Source organism: Roseibium sp. ROS1, from assembly GCF_054658215.1.
Genome location: NZ_BAAGIG010000002.1, coordinates 979,041 through 995,083, shown reverse-complemented (window position 1 = coordinate 995,083; position 16,043 = coordinate 979,041). Strand labels below are relative to the sequence as shown.

Below are 16,043 nucleotides of genomic sequence, written 5' to 3'. Positions count from 1 at the left end.
ACGCAACCTCGACCCCAATCGCGAATATGCCTCCCAATGGACGAGACTCCGGCCGTGTCGCTAAAGTCGTCGTTCAATTGCGTATTGACCCTGACGGCCGGCCGAGCGGATTTATCCGATTTGCTTGCCGGCAACGTGCGGAGCCGCTGCTTCATGAAGCGATATTCCTTTCTGGAACTGGCGAAAAACGCCTTTTCCGCGCACCAGAACTGGGGCCGCCAGTGGCGCGCTCCGGAACCCAAGGCCGAATATGACGTCGTGATTGTTGGCGCCGGCGGGCACGGTCTGGCAACTGCCTATTACCTTGCCAAGGAACACGGCATCCGCAACGTCGCGGTCATCGAAAAAGGTTGGCTCGGCGGTGGCAACACCGGTCGCAATACGACCATCGTGCGTTCCAACTATCTGTGGGAGGAAAGCGCCGGGCTCTACAATCACGCAATGGGCTTGTGGCAGAACCTGTCCCAGGAACTGAACTACAACGTCATGTATTCTGCACGTGGCGTGATGATGCTCGCGCACACGGTTCACGACGTTCAGGTGGCACAACGCCATATTCACGCCAACCGTCTGGCAGGCGTTCAAAATGAGTGGCTGACGCCGGAAGAGGCAAAGGAATATTGCCCGCCTCTGAACATTTCAAAGAACATCCGTTATCCGGTCATGGGCGCAGCCTTGCAGCGCGTCGGCGGCACCGCCCGTCACGATGCGGTCGCCTGGGGCTATGCCCGCGGTGCCGATGCCCTGGGTGTCGACATTATCCAGAACTGCGCCGTCACCGGCATCCGCCGCGGCCAGAATGGGGCCGTCGAGGGTGTGGAAACGGTCAAAGGTTTCATCAAGGCCAAGAAGGTCGGTGTCGTCGCAGCCGGTCACACGTCTGTCGTCATGGACATGGCCGGCGTCCGGCTGCCGCTGGAATCCTTCCCCCTGCAGGCACTGGTCTCCGAACCCGTGAAACCCGCCTTCCCGTGCGTGGTCATGTCAAACACGATCCATGCCTACATTTCGCAGTCCGACAAGGGTGAGCTTGTGATCGGTGCGGGCACTGACCAGTTCGTGTCCTATTCGCAGGCTGGCGGCATTCACATCACCAACCACACAATCGACGCGATCTGCGAACTTTTCCCGCATTTCCGGCGCATGCGCATGCTTCGCAACTGGGGTGGTATCGTCGACACGACGCCTGACCGTTCGCCCATCCTGTCGAAAACCCCGGTTCAGGGGCTCTACGTCAACTGTGGCTGGGGCACAGGCGGCTTCAAGGCGACACCCGGATCCGGCCATGTCTTCGCGCATACGATTGCCAAGGATGAGCCGCACCCGATCAACGCACCTTTCACCATCGACCGGTTCCGGACCGGCCGCCTCATCGACGAAGCCGCTGCAGCGGCCGTGGCCCACTAGGGGAGATCACAAGAATGCTGCTGATTTATTGCCCCTACTGCCATGTCGAGCGTGCAGAAACGGAATTTGCCTGCCGCGGTGAAGCCCATATCGCCCGACCGGCCGATCCGAGCCAGGCCACGGACGAGGACTGGGTGGAGTTTTTGTATATGCGCGACAATACCAAGGGTGTAGCCGCCGAGCGCTGGCGCCATATCCACGGCTGCGGACGGTTCTTCAACGCTGTCCGCGATACCGTCAGCGACAAGTTCCTGAAAATCTACAAGACCGGCGAACCGAAACCGGATCTTGAAGCGCTTGCCAAGGAGGCCGGCAAATGAGCCAGCCATTCCGTACTGAAAAAGGCGGCCGGATCGACCGCGCCGAGCAACTCACCTTCACCTTTGACGGCGAGGAAATGCAAGGCCACAAGGGCGATACCCTTGCCTCCGCGCTGCTTGCCAATGGTGTTCACCTGGTCGGTCGTTCGTTCAAGTATCACCGTCCGCGCGGCATTCTGACTGCCGGTTCGGAAGAACCGAACGCGCTGGTCGGGGTTTACCGCAACGGCGATCAGACGCCGAACCTGCGCGCTACACAGGTTGAGCTCTATCAGGGCCTTGAAGCCGTTTCACAGAACCGTTTTCCCTCGCTCGGGTTTGACATCGGCGCCGTGAACGATCTGCTTTCGCCGCTGTTTCCGGCCGGGTTCTACTACAAGACCTTCATGTGGCCGCATGCCTTCTGGGACAAGGTCTACGAGCCGATCATCCGTTCGGCGGCCGGCCTCGGCAAACCGCCGAAAAACCCGGATCACGACTTCTACGGTAACATTTACGCCCACTGCGACGTTCTTGTCGTCGGCTCCGGGCCAACCGGACTTGCAGCGGCTCTGGCTGCGGCAGAGACCGGTGCGAAGGTGATGCTGGTCGACGAGCAGGCTGAATTCGGCGGTTCGCTGCTTTCTGAAGTCAGCGCAAGCATCGACGGAAAGGATCCTGCGGAGTTCGTTTCGGAAACCATCGCCAAGCTTGCCGCGATGGACAATGTCACACTCCTGCCGCGCACAACGGCCTTCGGTTATTTTGCGCATAACTTCATTTCGCTGGCAGAGCGCATCACCGAACATTTGCCCAACCCGGATCCCAAACTGCCGCGTGAACGACTGTGGCAGGTGCGCGCCAAGGAAGTGGTGATTGCAGCCGGTGCGATAGAACGTCCGATGGTGTTTCCGGAGAATGACCGACCGGGCATTCTGCTTGCGGAAGCTGGAAGAACCTACCTCAACCGCTATGGCGTCAAAGTCGGCCACAAGGTTCTGGTGGCAACAGCCTGCGACAGTGCGTGGCAGGCAGCATTCGACCTTGCAGACCATGGTGTCGACGTTGCCGCCATCGTGGACATGCGCGAAACGCCGCCTGAAAGCCTGGTTGCAATCGCGGAAGCCAGGGGCATTCGTGTCGAGGCAGGATGCGTTGTAACAGGAACTCTCGGTCGCAAGCGTGTCAAAGGCGCCTTGCTCGGCCGGATGATGACATCGGGACAGGTTGCCTCCGGTGGCCAGATTGCGTGCGATGCGCTTTTGATGTCCGGCGGCTGGACTCCGACCGTCAGCCTGTATTCCCAGTCCCGCGGCAAGGTCGTCTGGGACGCGGACAAGGGGGCCTATGTTCCCGGTATTTCCGTTCAGAAGGAACGTTCGGCAGGCGGCTCCAAAGGCCTCTACGGCCTGCAGGCAACGCTTCACGACGGCTATGCGGCCGGTGAAGAAGCAGCCAGGGCTGCAACCGGCAAGTCCGCCAAGGTGACCTATGTCACGGCAACAGGTGGAGAAGCCGGATCAGGCGGCATCCTCGGCGCCCTGCCCCACGATCGGAACGCTTCACGGGTCAAGGCGTTCGTCGATTATCAGAACGACGTTACCGCCAAGGACGTCAAGCTGGCCGTACGCGAAGGCATGCAGTCCATCGAGCATATCAAGCGCTATACCACCACCGGCATGGCCACCGACCAGGGTCGTCTTTCGAACATGAACGCCCTGGAGATCGCATCAGGGGCCTTGCAGAAGCCGGTAACGGATGTCGGGCTCACCACATTCCGCCAGCCCTACACTCCAACGACATTCGGTCTCTTTGCCGGTGTATCGCGTGGCGACTTCTTCGACCCGGTTCGCAAGACACCTTCCCATGACTGGGTGGTGGAGAACGGCGGCGTCTATGAGGACGTTGGCCAGTGGAAGCGCACTTGGTACTTCCCGAAGAACGGTGAAGACATGCATGCGGCGGTTGCTCGCGAATGCAAGACCGTCCGCGAAAGTGTCGGGCTGTTCGATGCCTCCACGCTCGGCAAGATCGAAATTGTCGGACCGGATGCGGCCGAATTCCTGGAGCGGATGTACACCAACCCGTGGAAGAAGCTGGCGCCCGGCCGCTGCCGCTATGGCCTGCTGCTCAACGACGCCGGTTTCATCACCGACGATGGAGTTATCGGACGCCTTGCGGAAGACCGTTTCCATGTAACCACCACGACAGGCGGCGCGCCGAGCGTGTTTGCGACCATGGAAGACTACCTGCAAACAGAATGGCCGGATCTCGATGTCTGGATCACGTCGACCACCGAACAGTTTGCGGTCGCCGCGGTTCAGGGACCGAAGGCTCGGGAGGTGATTGCGCCCTTTATTGAAGGTGTCGATCTTTCCGCCGATGCCTTCCCGCACATGAGCGTGAAGGAAGCGACCTTCTGCGGCGTTCCCTGCCGGCTTTTCCGGATTTCCTTCACCGGTGAACTCGGCTTCGAAATCAACGTTCCCCGCCGTCATGGCAAGATGATGTGGGAAACGCTCGCCAAGGAAATCGAGAAGCACAACGGCACCGTATACGGAACGGAATCCATGCACGTTTTGCGTGCCGAGAAGGGTTACATCATCGTCGGTCAGGACACGGACGGTACCGTTACCCCGCAGGATGCCGGCATGAGCTGGGCGATCGGCAAGAACAAGTTCGACTTCGTCGGCAAGCGTGGCCTGGCCCGTACTGACCTTGTTGCAGACGGTCGGAAGCAATTCGTGGGCCTTCTGACGAAGGACCCGAAAGTGAAGCTGGAAGAAGGTGCCCAGATCACGACTGCCGAGAACCCCGCGACCGGCACGCCTGCGGAAGGTCATGTCACCTCGTCCTACTACAGTCCGGCGCTCGACCGTACGATTGCCCTCGCGATCGTGAAGAACGGCCACTCGCTGGAAGGCAAAACGCTCTATGTGCCGATGCCGACCGGAAGCATTCAGGTCGAGGTGACGAGCACGGTGTTCTATGACAAGGAAGGAGCACGGATCAATGTCTGAACTTCTGGCAAGCGATCTGATCACGCCGGACGCGGGTGAAACACCGCTTCTGAGCCTACCGTCGGTCTCCATCCTGAAAGCCGCGCCCATGACGCGACTTTCCCTGCGTTGCCGTGAAGCTGCGCAAAAGGACGCCGGCACGGCATTTGGCGCCTCACTGCCGCTTTCTCCCTTGTCGAACTCCACTTCCGCCAAGCGGGCAGCGCTCTGGATGGGGCCGGACGAGTGGACATTGCTTGCACCTGAAGAAGACCTCAGGGCGGTGTTCGACGGCATCGAGGAAAAGCTCTCAACGCATCCTCATGCCCTGGTTGATATCTCTGACCGATCGGAAGCGATCATCGTCAGTGGCGACAAGGCTGCCTGGTTGCTCAATACCGGTGTCTTCATCGATTTCTCGCTTGAGGTCTTTCCGGTCGGCACTGTGACAAGGACGCTGTTTCACAAATTGCCAGTGATGATCTGGCGGACAGGTGCGGACACCTTTGTGGTGGAAGCCTGGGTTTCCTTCATGGACTACGTGGCAGGTCTGCTTGTCCAATCGGCTACAGAGCTGGAAGCAGCCTGACCGGGGTCGGTGAAAACACCTGATTTTAACGAAGCTTTGCGAGCCTTGCGGAACACATCGTTGCGCGAGGCTCGCTTTTATGTCCGAACAGGTTTCCAGAAAACTCCGGCTGGCGGAGCTGCTCGGCGCACTCAGCCACGCATTGGACATCACTGAAGGCCAGCCGCGCGGGCACTGCGTTCGCTGTTGCTGGATCGGCATTCATATCGGACGGCAAGTCGGGCTGACAGAAGAGCAACTCAGCGATCTCTATTACACGCTGCTTTTGAAGGACCTTGGCTGTTCAAGCAATGCAGCGAGAATCTGCGAGCTTTATCTCACCGACGACCTGACCTTCAAACACGACTTCAAGACGATCAGCGACAGCCTGCCTGCGGCCCTGCGTTTCGTGCTTTCTCACACCGGGTTGAAGCACGGCTTTGCAGAACGTGTGCGCGCCATCGTCAACATTCTTCAAAATGGCGGCGACATTGCAAACGAGATGATCGAAACACGCTGCACACGCGGCGGCGACATTGCCCGCCAGATGCATTTCTCGGAAACTGTCGTATCCGGAATTTACAGTCTGGATGAACATTGGGACGGCAAAGGACGGCCGCACGGCATTGTGGGCTCCACCATCCCGGTATTTTCCCAGATCGCCTTGCTGGCACAGGTCATGGATGTCTTTCAGATCAATGCAGGCGTACAGGGGGCCTTGCAGGAATTGAAGGAACGGGCCGGCAGCTGGTTCGACCCCGCCTTGGTGGCCGCAGCAGAAACCGTCGCAAGTAGTCCCCAGTTCTGGAACGCCTTGAAATCGGACAACCTCGACAAGATCGTCTACGGCCTCGAGCCCGCGCAGAACATTCGTTTTGCAGATGAGGAGCAGCTCGACGACATAGCCCACGGCTTTGCGCTCGTGATCGACTCCAAAAGTCCCTACACCGCCGGACACAGCGAGCGCGTAACGCTTTACACCGACATGATCGCAGAAGAGTTGGGTTACGGAATGCGTGACCGGCAGCTGCTGAGACGGGCGGCTCTCCTGCACGACATCGGCAAACTCGGCGTCAGCAACTCAGTCCTCGACAAGCCCGGAAAGCTCGATGACCTGGAGTGGGAACAAATCCGCATGCATCCCGTTTACTCCGACGAGATCCTCTCCAGGATCGATACGTTCAAGGACCTGTCGCCGATCGCGAGGGGGCATCATGAAAAACTGGACGGCCGCGGATATCCGGACGGGCTGACCACAAGCAGGATTTCGATGGAAACGCGCATTGTCACGACGGCGGATATTTTCGACGCATTGACCGCAGAACGGCCTTATCGTGGACCGATGCCGTTGCCCAAGGCACTCGGCATCATGGAAAGCGAAGCCGGCACAGCCCTGGATGCAAAATGTCTTGCTGCGCTCAAACGGGCGACGGAGCGCATGGAGCAGACCAAGGCTGCCTAAATTGGTCGCAAAGGCGGCCAAATCAACCTATTCCCCTTGCAACTTTTAACGTGAGGCCTTCACTCTGCGCCCATGCTGAAAATCGGTTCTTACAACATACAAAAATCAATAGGCGTCGATGCGCGCAGGCGGCCTGACCGGACACTCAAGGTTATCCAGGAACTGGACTGCGACATCCTAGCCTTGCAGGAAGCAGACAAGCGCTTCGGACCACGGGAAAGTACTCTCGACAGAGACACGATTCTTCAGGAAACGGATTACCGCCCCGTTCCGTTCGCGACGGGCGACAAGAGCCTGGGCTGGCACGGCAACGCTATTCTTGTTCGAAACTCGATCGGAATTCTCGACCATCGCCGGCTAGATCTGCCGACGCTGGAACCACGTGGTGCGGTTGCTGTCGACCTTGAAGTTGCCGGTGAAAAAATCCGTGTGGCAGCCATGCACCTGAGCCTGATCGGTCACTTTCGTAAAAAGCAGATAACCTCGCTGATGCATCAGCTGCATGAGCATCTGGATTACCTGCCGACAGTGTTGATCGGAGACCTGAACGAATGGCGAGACACGGCGGGCAGCATCAAGCTGTTTGAAGAACGCTATGAGGTGACGACGCCGGGACGGAGCTTTCCCAGTCCCCTTCCCGTCGGCAGCCTGGACCGGATCATAACCAGCCCGGAATTCGTCGTCAGGCAGGCTGGCGTCCATAAATCGAAGACGGCACGCGTTGCTTCGGACCATTTGCCGGTCTGGGCCAACCTCACCCTGGAGCCGGCCGGACATCTACCCGGTTAGAAATCGCCTTTATCAGGCAATCAGCTTGACCATGACGAAGTAAAGCCCGGCGGACAGGACGGCAGCAGCCGGAACGGTGACGACCCAGGCGGCGACGATGGTCATGAAATGCGCCCGGCGTACCAAGTGACGGCGTGCCTGCTCCTCGCGATTGCGGACAGGTCGTACCACGTTGCCATTGCCTTGTTTCTGGTTCACGAAATCCAGGCGGCGCTTTGAGCGTTCCGTATACCACTCCCGGAAGAACCCAACACCGAAGACAGCTCCCACGGCGATGTGCGTGGAACTCACGGGCAATCCGAAACCCGAGGCAACAATCACCGTGATGGCAGCTGACAGCGAAACGCAGTAGGCCCGCATCGGATTGAGCTTGGTAATCTGTTGGCCGACCATTTCGATCAGGCGCGGGCCAAACAACAAAAGACCGAATGAAATGCCGAAAGCACCGACTGCCATGACCCAGAGCGGAATGCTCACCTTGGCTGCGACGTCTCCGAGTTCCGCCGTGTGAACGATGGCGGCAAGTGGTCCCACAGCATTTGCAACGTCGTTGGCTCCGTGGGCGAAGGACAGAAGAGCCGCCGAACAGACAAGTGGCACGGAAAACAAGATGCGGAGAGACTGGTTGCGGTTTTCCAGCCCTTCAGACTGACGCCTGATCAACGGTCGCACGATCGCCCAGACCGCAAGCCCGACAATAACCCCAAGCAACAATGACATCGGCATATCGATATGCACGATCTTCTTCAGGCCCTTGAGAGCCAGATAGCTGGCAAAGGTTCCCGACATGACACCGATCAGAACCGGAACCCATTTGCGGGCAGCGGCGATTTTGTCGTCCTGATAGATGATGAAAGTCTTGATGAAGGCCAGGAAACCTGCAGCAACCAGACCGCCGAGGAACGGCGAGATGACCCAGCTTGCTGCGATACCGCCCATTGTCGCCCAATTGACCGCGCTGAAGCCTGCCGCCGCAATGCCAGCTCCCATGACGCCACCAACGATGGAATGCGTTGTCGAAACCGGCGCACCGATCCAGGTGGCAAGGTTGATCCAGAGTGCGGAGGACACCAGAGCCGCCATCATAGCTGCCATGAAGACATTGGCATCGGCCACCGAAGCGGGATCAATGATGCCCTTGGAGATGGTGCTGACGACGTCCCCACCTGCGATCAGGGCCCCTGCACTTTCAAAGACGGCCGCAATGATCAGCGCCGTCAGCAACGTCATGGCCCGCGAACCGACGGCGGGGCCAACATTGTTGGCAACATCGTTGGCACCAATATTGAGTGCCATATAGGCGCCGATGGCTGCCGCAGCGACGATGATGACCGTTCCCGGTGCTCCCGACATGGAGGCACCGGCGCCAAGGGCACACAAGACAATAAAGACCAGCGCGATGCCCGGCGCAATCAAGCCACGTCCAAGAGACCCGGCGGCCTCTTCCATGTAGCTCAGCTTGTCGAGATCCTTGTCGAGGGTCGGCTTTTTCAAATTCGGCATGGGCGTTCCAGTCGGGAAGTCCTTTGAAGGCAAGTCTTGCAAGCCAAGCGTCATCTGGCGCCTGCCTTAAACAATCGTCCGAAAAGGTCAACCAAAACGGCCCTCATTGGCCAAAATTTCTTAGTTGGGTAAATTTTCCAGTTTGCGAAGCACCTTCACGAGGCCCGGATCGCCGGCAAGCCGCATGGCTTCCTGTATCGGAAGCCACCGGACGTCGCGCTCGTCCTTGTCTGGAAAACTGCTTGTCGTGCTTTCCACGTCGACAAGGAACACAAGAACTTCCGTCCTGAGCTGCAAGCCGCCTTCGCCACCTTTGTGTGACTGAAAGCTGGCAAAGGGCTTCTTCTGCGCATTTCCGATAACGCCTGCCTCTTCGAAAGCCTCTACCGCTGCGGTGTGGTGTGCTTTCAACGACATGATCGGCCAGCCTTTGGGAAGAATCCAGCGATGCGTGGATTTGGTCGTCACAAGCAGGACTTCCCGCTCCCCGTCACGCAAACGATGGCACAACGCTGCGATCTGCAATCTCGAAGGGCGCCTGAACAACAGAAGCAGGTTCTGAAACCAGGAAGTCCGGGTGTCGATTGCTGAATAAAGCTGCGCCATGGTGCCCTTTCCGAAATGTTGGTGACACTTGGAAGATAAGGCCGGAACTCGGGCTTGTCCAGAAAATGCGCACTGTGTGCTGCTTGTTATCCGTCAAACTTGTTAGGTTAGAACGGAATTCTCATGAGAGGACGAGCTTGAGCGCCGTGAATAGGCCGGCGGCCAGCAAGGCAGAGGCGGGAACAGTGACAACCCAGGCTGCGATGATGGTGATCAGGCTTGATCGACGCACCAGGAGGCGTCTGCGACGCTCTTCCCTGTTTTTCATCATCTTGCGCGGTTTCATGACCCCGCCTTCCGCAACATACTTGTTGCGATACCATTCCCGGTAAAAACCCACACCGAACAGCGCACCAACCGCGATATGGGTGGACGATACCGGCAGCCCCGCACCAGAAGCCGTCAGCACGGTCGCGGCGGTTGCCAGGGTGATGCAAAAGGCACGTACGGGACTAAGTTTGGTGATCTTCTTGCCGACAACAGTGACGAGCCGTCTTCCGAACAGCAAAAGGCCGGCGGAGATCCCGCATGCGCCGACTGCGCTCACCCAGATCGGCACTTCGGGATTGAGCGCCCCCAGATACCAAAATACGAGATCCGGAAAATCATTCGATTGGCTGAGAACGATGGCTGCCAGCGGCCCGATGGCGTTTGCAACGTCGTTGGCACCATGGGCAAATGACAGCAAACCTGCCGCGACCATAAGCGGTACTGCAAACAGGTTGCGCAAGGCGCGCGCACTGTTTTCCAGCGTAAGCGTTTGAGCGTGGATTACCCGGCAATAGATCCGCCAGACAACGAAGCCGACGGTGAGCGACAGCACGATCGCAAGCCATTCAGGAACAGAGATGAGCCGATCGGACGTTTTCAGCAGAATGTAGCCGGTGAAGGTCGCCCCCATGAGGCCCAGCAGTATCGGCAACCAATATCTGGCAGCTTTCAGCCGGTCCGGCGTATAGACGACCCTTGAATTGATAAAGGCCATGATCCCGGCCCCAACAAGACCGCCGAGCACCGGAGACAGAACCCAGGAAGCAGCAATTGTCGAAATGGTTGTCCAGTTTATGGCTGCAAAGCCGCTTGCCGCGATCCCGGCGCCGACAACACCGCCAATGATCGAATGGGTGGTCGAAACAGGTGCGCCGATCACAGTCGCGAAATTGATCCACAAAGCTGAAGCTGCCATGGCCGTCAGCATTGCCAGCATGAATTCCGAACTGTTTCGGACATCGCTGGGGCTCAAGATATCGCCGGAAACGGTCGAGACGACATCCGCTCCGGCAAGCAATGCGCCCGCGCTTTCGCAGACGGCCGCAATCAGCAAGGCGCCGGTGAGGCTGACGACACGCGCGCCCACGGCGGGACCGACATTGTTGGCAACGTCGTTGGCGCCGATATTGAGCGCCATGTAGCCGCCAATTGCACTGGCGGCCACAAGGATGAGCATGTTGGAGAAACCGCTGGAAGACACCTGGAATGCGGCAACGCAGGCGCAGATCACCAGGAACACCAGGGCAAGACCCGGTCCGACAAGACGCCGGCCCATAGCCTCCGCCGCCTCACTGACAAAGCTGATCTTGTCGAGATCCTTGTCCAGAGCCTTCTTTTTCAGGTCCTTGTTGGTGAGCACCCGAACACGCCTCGCTATCCCTCAGGAAATGTCTAGCAAATTTGCGATTTGTGCTGCCGCAAAAACCGTCTCAACGCCGGCTCTTCGGCGGCCTCGATTGCCTTCGAGAAGGGCAGCCAGACCCTTTTGCGTTGCCCGAGTTCAGGAAAGTCTTTCAACTGTTTTTCAAAACGGATCTTGAAGACAATCACCTTGGTGCGGATCTTCAATCCGTCCGCAAGGCCCTTGTAGGACCGGAAGCTGCCAATGGCCCGCGGGTCGGCCGTGCCGACAATTCCCGCTTCCTCATAGGCTTCGATCAACGCCGTTTCAAATGCGGGCTTGTCCTTTTCAGGCCAGCCTTTCGGCAAGATCAAGCGGCCGGTCTCGCGGGTCGAGACCAGGAGAATTTCAGGCTCCGCCTCGCCCGGACGCACACAAAGAGCCGCGATCTGCAGACGGAGCGGTTTGACAAACAAACCTGCAATTCCGTGCAGCCACGATGCATCCCGCGCTGTCAGTGCCTTAGCGAATCCCATCTCCACACCTGTTGTTCTGGAACAGCAGGTGTATAGAGAGTTCCCTTAGGGACGTCTAGAGAAAAGTGCACTCGGTGCGCGCACATTTTTATTACAAATATTACAAGTCCGCTTCAGGCCGCCGAAACGGAAACGTGATCGGCAGTCCAGGCTCCCGGCCAAACTTCCGCCTTGCCGGACTTCAGGTCGCGAAGTTCGTTGAGGGGGACCGAAACGACAAGGAACGGTTCTTCTCCATTGCTTCCGGAGGTCGCGGCTACCTCTGCGGCAACACCTGTAAAACCGAATTCCTCTTCACACGGCAGATACAGCGCCGCCCCGGAAACGTTGGTGTCGTTCTGCGTCGTGCCCTTTGATGTGCCGACAAGACCGCAAACGGCGACCGCGCACATGAGCTCAACCGCACGTGCCTTGGCACAGCCGAAGACACGGTGATAGCCGGAGAGTTTTTCCGTCATTGAAGGCACTAGCAGAAGATCGAGATCCAGCTTCGCCAGCAGGCTGCTGAGCGCCGGCATTTCGACATCCAGACAGATCAGGATCGCCATCTTCAATCCGTCGAGCTCGAACGTCTTCAGATCAGCTCCAGGCACCAGATGCCAGATCTCCGGATCCTGCTCGAACGGTGTAAGGCACAATTTGTCCTGACGGATCTCGCGCCCGTCGGCTGTCAGTAGAACGGCTGTGTTGGTGAAACCCGCAGGTGCCTGAACAGGCATCGATCCAGCCAACAGCGACACGCCATACCTGGCAGGTAGCGGCGCAAGTATCGCGAGCAAGTCGGTGCCCACGTCCGCCAGGAACGCCATTTCCTGTTCAGGCGGCAGGCCTTCGGGTTTGAACGCCAGGCAGCATTCCACAAGGTATTCAGGAAGCATCAGGAGCTTTGCGCCCTCTCCCGCGGCGCGCTGCATTCCTTCTTCGATCTGTGCAGCAAAAGCTGCCACCGAAGCTGGAGCGCGGCTCAGGTTAAAGGACCAAAGTGCAATGGGATAATCTGTCATGGTGCCCGACGTCTCGATAAACTAAGACGCAAGACTTAAAGGCAGCACGCAGAGCGTTTCAAGCCCTTGTCGGCCTTTCGTTCACCGGAACGTGGCTCCTCCGGTATTTCCGGAAGGTTCAGTCGATGAACAGTCCGAGAAATGCTACCAGGACCATCAGAAATCCTGTTCCGACAAGGGCTGCTTTCGGCTCTTGCGGCAGGGCGGTGAGTTTTGCTGAACGTCTGACTTCCCGAATCCCTTTCAGGGCCCGGTCCGTACGCCTGTCTATTTCTTCGAAATAGGGCGAAAGCTCATTCTGAGCACGCATGCCTGATCCTCACGATTCCTTCGTGGGTTCAAACCTTATGCCCGGAGACTTAGCGTTTGGTTAATTCACGTTTACCTGCGCCGCATCAAAGGCGGGTTTTCTGCGGATCCGCGACATCGAGGATGCGCAGTTGCACCTTGGGTGTCCCCTGCCAGGTGTCGATTGACAGCGTACCTGCCACATGCAGCGACTGTCCCCGGCCCTGCAAAAGCATCTGACCGTGCGGTTTGTCGTCCGCCTTGAAGCAGATTGCCTTTAACGCAGTCCCGTCACCAGAAGTGATCGAGGCTCGGACATGTCCCTTACCGACCACATCGGCGAAGGAAATCCGGTGGGCGGGAAAGGCAAACACCGGTTCAGCATGACCGGCACCATAGGGCCCCGCCTTTTCCAGCAATTCCAGAAGATCGAGATTTGCGCCCGTTGCCGTCAGCGCGGCGTCAATCTTCAATTCCCGGTTCGCACTTGCCGCCTCGACGTCGTCCTTCAGCACATCGTTGAAAAACGCTTCCAGGTCGGCGGTCTTCTCCCGCAGAACCGTAAGCCCTGCCGCCATGGCGTGCCCACCACCCTTTTCGAGCAAACCTTCGTCAACCGCTCTGCGAACGGCCTTGCCAAGGTCAACACCGGGGATGGAGCGCCCTGAACCAGTCCCCTTGCCGGTTTCATCAAAGGCGACCGCAAAGGAGGGCCTGCGGTGAGCCTCCTTGAGCCGAGAGGCAATCAGGCCAACAATCCCGGGGTGCCAATCGTCGGAACCGGTCAGGAGAACCGCCGGATCACGTGCCTGGATCGCCATTGCGGCTTCTGCACCGGCCTGTTCCAGCATCACTGCTTCCATGGACTGACGTTCGGTATTGAGCTGGTCCAGCCGCTCGGCGATTGCCCGTGCTTCGTGCGGGTCTTCCGTCGTCAGAAGGCGCGCGCCCAGTGCAGCGTCGCCAATACGTCCTCCCGCGTTGATCCGCGGGCCTATCAAGAAACCCAGATGATAAGGCGCCGGCTTTCCGCTCACGCGCGCTGTGTCCGCAAGCGCAGTCAGCCCGTAATTGCGGCGTTGGTGCATCACCGCAAGGCCACGTGTCACATAGGCCCTGTTCAGACCCTGCAACGGAACGACGTCGCACACGGTACCAAGCGCCACCAGATCGAGCAGCGCCATGAGATCCGGCTCCTGCCTGCCCTGGAAAACCCCGCGGCGTCGCAACTCGCGGTTCAGGCCGACAAGAAACAGGAACGTGACGCCGACAGCTGCCAGATGCCCCTGCCCCGACAGATCATCCTGCCGGTTCGGGTTGACGAGCGCCGCAACCGCCGGAAGCGTTTCGCCAACCTGGTGGTGATCGATGACCACGACGTCGAGATCGAGTTGCCGGGCAGTTTCAAAAGCTTCAAACGATGTGCTGCCGCAATCGAGCGTCACCAGCAGATCAGCTCCGCCATGGCGAAGATGTTCGATGGCCGGACCATTCGGCCCGTATCCTTCGATGATTCGATCCGGAATATGGATCACAGGGTCAAGGCCGAGCCACTGCAGGTATTTGGCGAATATCGCCGAGGATGTCGCCCCGTCGACATCGTAGTCGCCGAAGATCGCAATCTTTCGACCAGCCTGGACGGCATCCGCGACCCTTGCCACGGCGGCGTCCATATCGACTAGACCGGAAGGATCCGGCATCAGCAGCTTGAGTGACGGTTCCAGGAAGCCGGTTGCCTCGTCGGCCTGAACGCCGCGCGCAGCCATGACACGCGCCAGCACGTCCGGCAGTCCGTGAACCTGCGAAATCGCCATCGCGGTTCGCAGGTCAGCGCCACTCAGGCGCTCGCGCCAGGCGTTGTAGTTTGCGGAACGGGCGACCCCAAGTACGAGCCGCCTGTCGTCTTCCCCGGATTGTCCCAGCATTCAGCGGTACTTAGTCCAGATGAAACTTCTCAAGATCCGTGTGCTGGGCCTTGATGTAGCGCACCGTCCCAGTGGAGGACCGCATGACAACGGTGTGCGTGGTGATGTGATGACGGCCGAAGCGGACGCCCTGCAGGAAGTTGCCGTCGGTTACACCCGTTGCGGCAAAAAGCACGTCCGGCCCGGCCATTTCTTCAAGCGTGTACTTCTTCTTGATGTCCTCGATGCCCATGCGATGCGCACGCTCGACCTGCTCGTCGCGCGTGATCACAAGACGAGACTGCATCTGGCCACCGATACAACGAAGAGCGGCAGCTGCAAGCACACCTTCCGGGGCACCGCCGATACCTGCGTAGATATCGATGCCGGTTTCGTCCGGATCGGTCGTGTGAATAACGCCGGCGACGTCACCATCTCCGATCAGGCGGATTGCAGCACCGGTCGCCCGGATTTCTTCAATCAGGCGGGCGTGGCGCGGACGGTCGAGCACGCAGGCGGTGACTTCACTGACCTTGACGCCTTTTTCCTTGGCAACAGCAGCAATATTTTCGGCAATCGGTGCGTCCAGATCGATCAATCCGGCCTTGTAACCCGGCCCGATGGCAATCTTGTCCATATAGCTGTCCGGAGCGTTCAGAAGATCGCCCGCCGGCGCCAATGCGATAACCGCCAGGGAGTTCGGCAGGTTCTTGGCGCAGATGGTCGTGCCTTCCAGCGGGTCGAGAGCGATGTCGACTTTCGGTCCCTGCTTCGTGCCGACGTTTTCACCGATGTAGAGCATCGGAGCTTCGTCGCGCTCCCCCTCACCGATAACCACGGTACCGTCGACAGGCAGGCGGTTCAGTTCGCGCCGCATTGCGTCCACTGCCGCCTGGTCCGCGGCCATCTCGTCGCCGTGACCGCGCAACCGGGCTGCCGACACAGCCGCTCTTTCACTGACGCGGGCCAGCTCGAGCGTCAGAATACGGTCCAGGCCGCTCGACGGTTGTTTATCAGTATTGGACATCAACATCTCCAGTCTCTCCCTCCGCAGGACGCCTCGGCG

Annotated in this window: 14 protein-coding genes; 6 read left to right on the top strand and 8 right to left on the bottom strand. The window is 58.9% G+C overall.

What is annotated here, in order from left to right; translation table 11 throughout:
- Positions 1-153: 153 nt before the first annotated feature.
- The 6 genes from ACYQ6M_RS12665 to ACYQ6M_RS12640 all read left to right on the top strand — a co-directional run bounded on the left by ACYQ6M_RS12665 (position 154) and on the right by ACYQ6M_RS12640 (position 7,524).
- Positions 154-1,407: a sarcosine oxidase subunit beta family protein gene (locus ACYQ6M_RS12665; RefSeq protein ID WP_031268788.1), complete on the top strand. Its 1,254-nt coding sequence runs from the start codon at positions 154-156 to the stop codon at positions 1,405-1,407.
- 14 nt (positions 1,408-1,421) lie between these two features.
- Complete coding sequence (locus ACYQ6M_RS12660; RefSeq protein ID WP_022999397.1) at positions 1,422-1,727, top strand: sarcosine oxidase subunit delta; 306 nt, start codon at positions 1,422-1,424, stop codon at positions 1,725-1,727.
- Positions 1,724-4,726 (top strand): sarcosine oxidase subunit alpha family protein, encoded by a 3,003-nt coding sequence (locus tag ACYQ6M_RS12655; protein ID WP_460074173.1) that lies wholly within the window; start codon positions 1,724-1,726, stop codon positions 4,724-4,726. The genes ACYQ6M_RS12660 and ACYQ6M_RS12655 overlap by 4 nt, the downstream gene beginning before the upstream one ends.
- Positions 4,719-5,294, top strand: coding sequence for a sarcosine oxidase subunit gamma (locus ACYQ6M_RS12650; RefSeq protein ID WP_460074171.1), 576 nt, complete (start codon positions 4,719-4,721; stop codon positions 5,292-5,294). The genes ACYQ6M_RS12655 and ACYQ6M_RS12650 overlap by 8 nt, the downstream gene beginning before the upstream one ends.
- A 79-nt stretch (positions 5,295-5,373) precedes the next feature.
- Complete coding sequence (locus tag ACYQ6M_RS12645) at positions 5,374-6,735, top strand: HD-GYP domain-containing protein (protein WP_460074169.1); 1,362 nt, start codon at positions 5,374-5,376, stop codon at positions 6,733-6,735.
- A 72-nt stretch (positions 6,736-6,807) separates the two neighbouring features.
- Positions 6,808-7,524: an endonuclease/exonuclease/phosphatase family protein gene (locus tag ACYQ6M_RS12640; protein ID WP_055653958.1), complete on the top strand. Its 717-nt coding sequence runs from the start codon at positions 6,808-6,810 to the stop codon at positions 7,522-7,524.
- A gap of 12 nt (positions 7,525-7,536) precedes the next feature.
- Here the strand turns inward: ACYQ6M_RS12640 and ACYQ6M_RS12635 are convergent, their stop codons facing one another.
- The 8 genes from ACYQ6M_RS12635 to glpX all read right to left on the bottom strand — a co-directional run bounded on the left by ACYQ6M_RS12635 (position 7,537) and on the right by glpX (position 16,004).
- Positions 7,537-9,027, bottom strand: a complete 1,491-nt coding sequence (locus ACYQ6M_RS12635) for an inorganic phosphate transporter (RefSeq protein ID WP_460074167.1) — start codon at positions 9,025-9,027, stop codon at positions 7,537-7,539.
- Between the two features lie 120 nt (positions 9,028-9,147).
- Positions 9,148-9,633, bottom strand: a complete 486-nt coding sequence (locus tag ACYQ6M_RS12630) for an NUDIX hydrolase (RefSeq protein ID WP_022999403.1) — start codon at positions 9,631-9,633, stop codon at positions 9,148-9,150.
- A 121-nt stretch (positions 9,634-9,754) separates the two neighbouring features.
- The gene (locus ACYQ6M_RS12625) at positions 9,755-11,263 is read right to left on the bottom strand and encodes an inorganic phosphate transporter (RefSeq protein WP_055653955.1); all 1,509 of its coding nucleotides are present in this window, start codon (positions 11,261-11,263) and stop codon (positions 9,755-9,757) included.
- A 32-nt stretch (positions 11,264-11,295) separates the two neighbouring features.
- The gene (locus tag ACYQ6M_RS12620) at positions 11,296-11,781 is read right to left on the bottom strand and encodes an NUDIX hydrolase (protein ID WP_022999405.1); all 486 of its coding nucleotides are present in this window, start codon (positions 11,779-11,781) and stop codon (positions 11,296-11,298) included.
- A gap of 113 nt (positions 11,782-11,894) precedes the next feature.
- Positions 11,895-12,785, bottom strand: a complete 891-nt coding sequence (locus ACYQ6M_RS12615; RefSeq protein WP_152510957.1) for a nitrilase-related carbon-nitrogen hydrolase — start codon at positions 12,783-12,785, stop codon at positions 11,895-11,897.
- A gap of 118 nt (positions 12,786-12,903) precedes the next feature.
- Positions 12,904-13,095, bottom strand: coding sequence for a hypothetical protein (locus ACYQ6M_RS12610; protein WP_022999407.1), 192 nt, complete (start codon positions 13,093-13,095; stop codon positions 12,904-12,906).
- A gap of 85 nt (positions 13,096-13,180) precedes the next feature.
- Positions 13,181-14,998, bottom strand: a complete 1,818-nt coding sequence (gene recJ / locus ACYQ6M_RS12605; RefSeq protein ID WP_460074163.1) for a single-stranded-DNA-specific exonuclease RecJ — start codon at positions 14,996-14,998, stop codon at positions 13,181-13,183.
- Positions 14,999-15,008: 10 nt separating this feature from the next.
- Entirely contained in the window at positions 15,009-16,004 is a 996-nt protein-coding gene (gene glpX, locus ACYQ6M_RS12600) for a class II fructose-bisphosphatase (protein ID WP_460074161.1), read from the bottom strand.
- Positions 16,005-16,043: the final 39 nt, after the last annotated feature.

Coding starts and splice junctions, on each gene's coding strand:
- ACYQ6M_RS12610 (WP_022999407.1), bottom strand. CDS start 13,095: ATGCGTGCTCAGAATGAGCTTTCGCCCTATTTCGAAGAAATAGACAGG.
- ACYQ6M_RS12620 (WP_022999405.1), bottom strand. CDS start 11,781: ATGGGATTCGCTAAGGCACTGACAGCGCGGGATGCATCGTGGCTGCAC.
- ACYQ6M_RS12645 (WP_460074169.1), top strand. CDS start 5,374: ATGTCCGAACAGGTTTCCAGAAAACTCCGGCTGGCGGAGCTGCTCGGC.
- glpX (WP_460074161.1), bottom strand. CDS start 16,004: ATGTCCAATACTGATAAACAACCGTCGAGCGGCCTGGACCGTATTCTG.
- ACYQ6M_RS12655 (WP_460074173.1), top strand. CDS start 1,724: ATGAGCCAGCCATTCCGTACTGAAAAAGGCGGCCGGATCGACCGCGCC.
- ACYQ6M_RS12635 (WP_460074167.1), bottom strand. CDS start 9,027: ATGCCGAATTTGAAAAAGCCGACCCTCGACAAGGATCTCGACAAGCTG.
- ACYQ6M_RS12630 (WP_022999403.1), bottom strand. CDS start 9,633: ATGGCGCAGCTTTATTCAGCAATCGACACCCGGACTTCCTGGTTTCAG.
- ACYQ6M_RS12640 (WP_055653958.1), top strand. CDS start 6,808: ATGCTGAAAATCGGTTCTTACAACATACAAAAATCAATAGGCGTCGAT.
- recJ (WP_460074163.1), bottom strand. CDS start 14,998: ATGCTGGGACAATCCGGGGAAGACGACAGGCGGCTCGTACTTGGGGTC.
- ACYQ6M_RS12615 (WP_152510957.1), bottom strand. CDS start 12,785: ATGACAGATTATCCCATTGCACTTTGGTCCTTTAACCTGAGCCGCGCT.
- ACYQ6M_RS12665 (WP_031268788.1), top strand. CDS start 154: ATGAAGCGATATTCCTTTCTGGAACTGGCGAAAAACGCCTTTTCCGCG.
- ACYQ6M_RS12660 (WP_022999397.1), top strand. CDS start 1,422: ATGCTGCTGATTTATTGCCCCTACTGCCATGTCGAGCGTGCAGAAACG.
- ACYQ6M_RS12650 (WP_460074171.1), top strand. CDS start 4,719: ATGTCTGAACTTCTGGCAAGCGATCTGATCACGCCGGACGCGGGTGAA.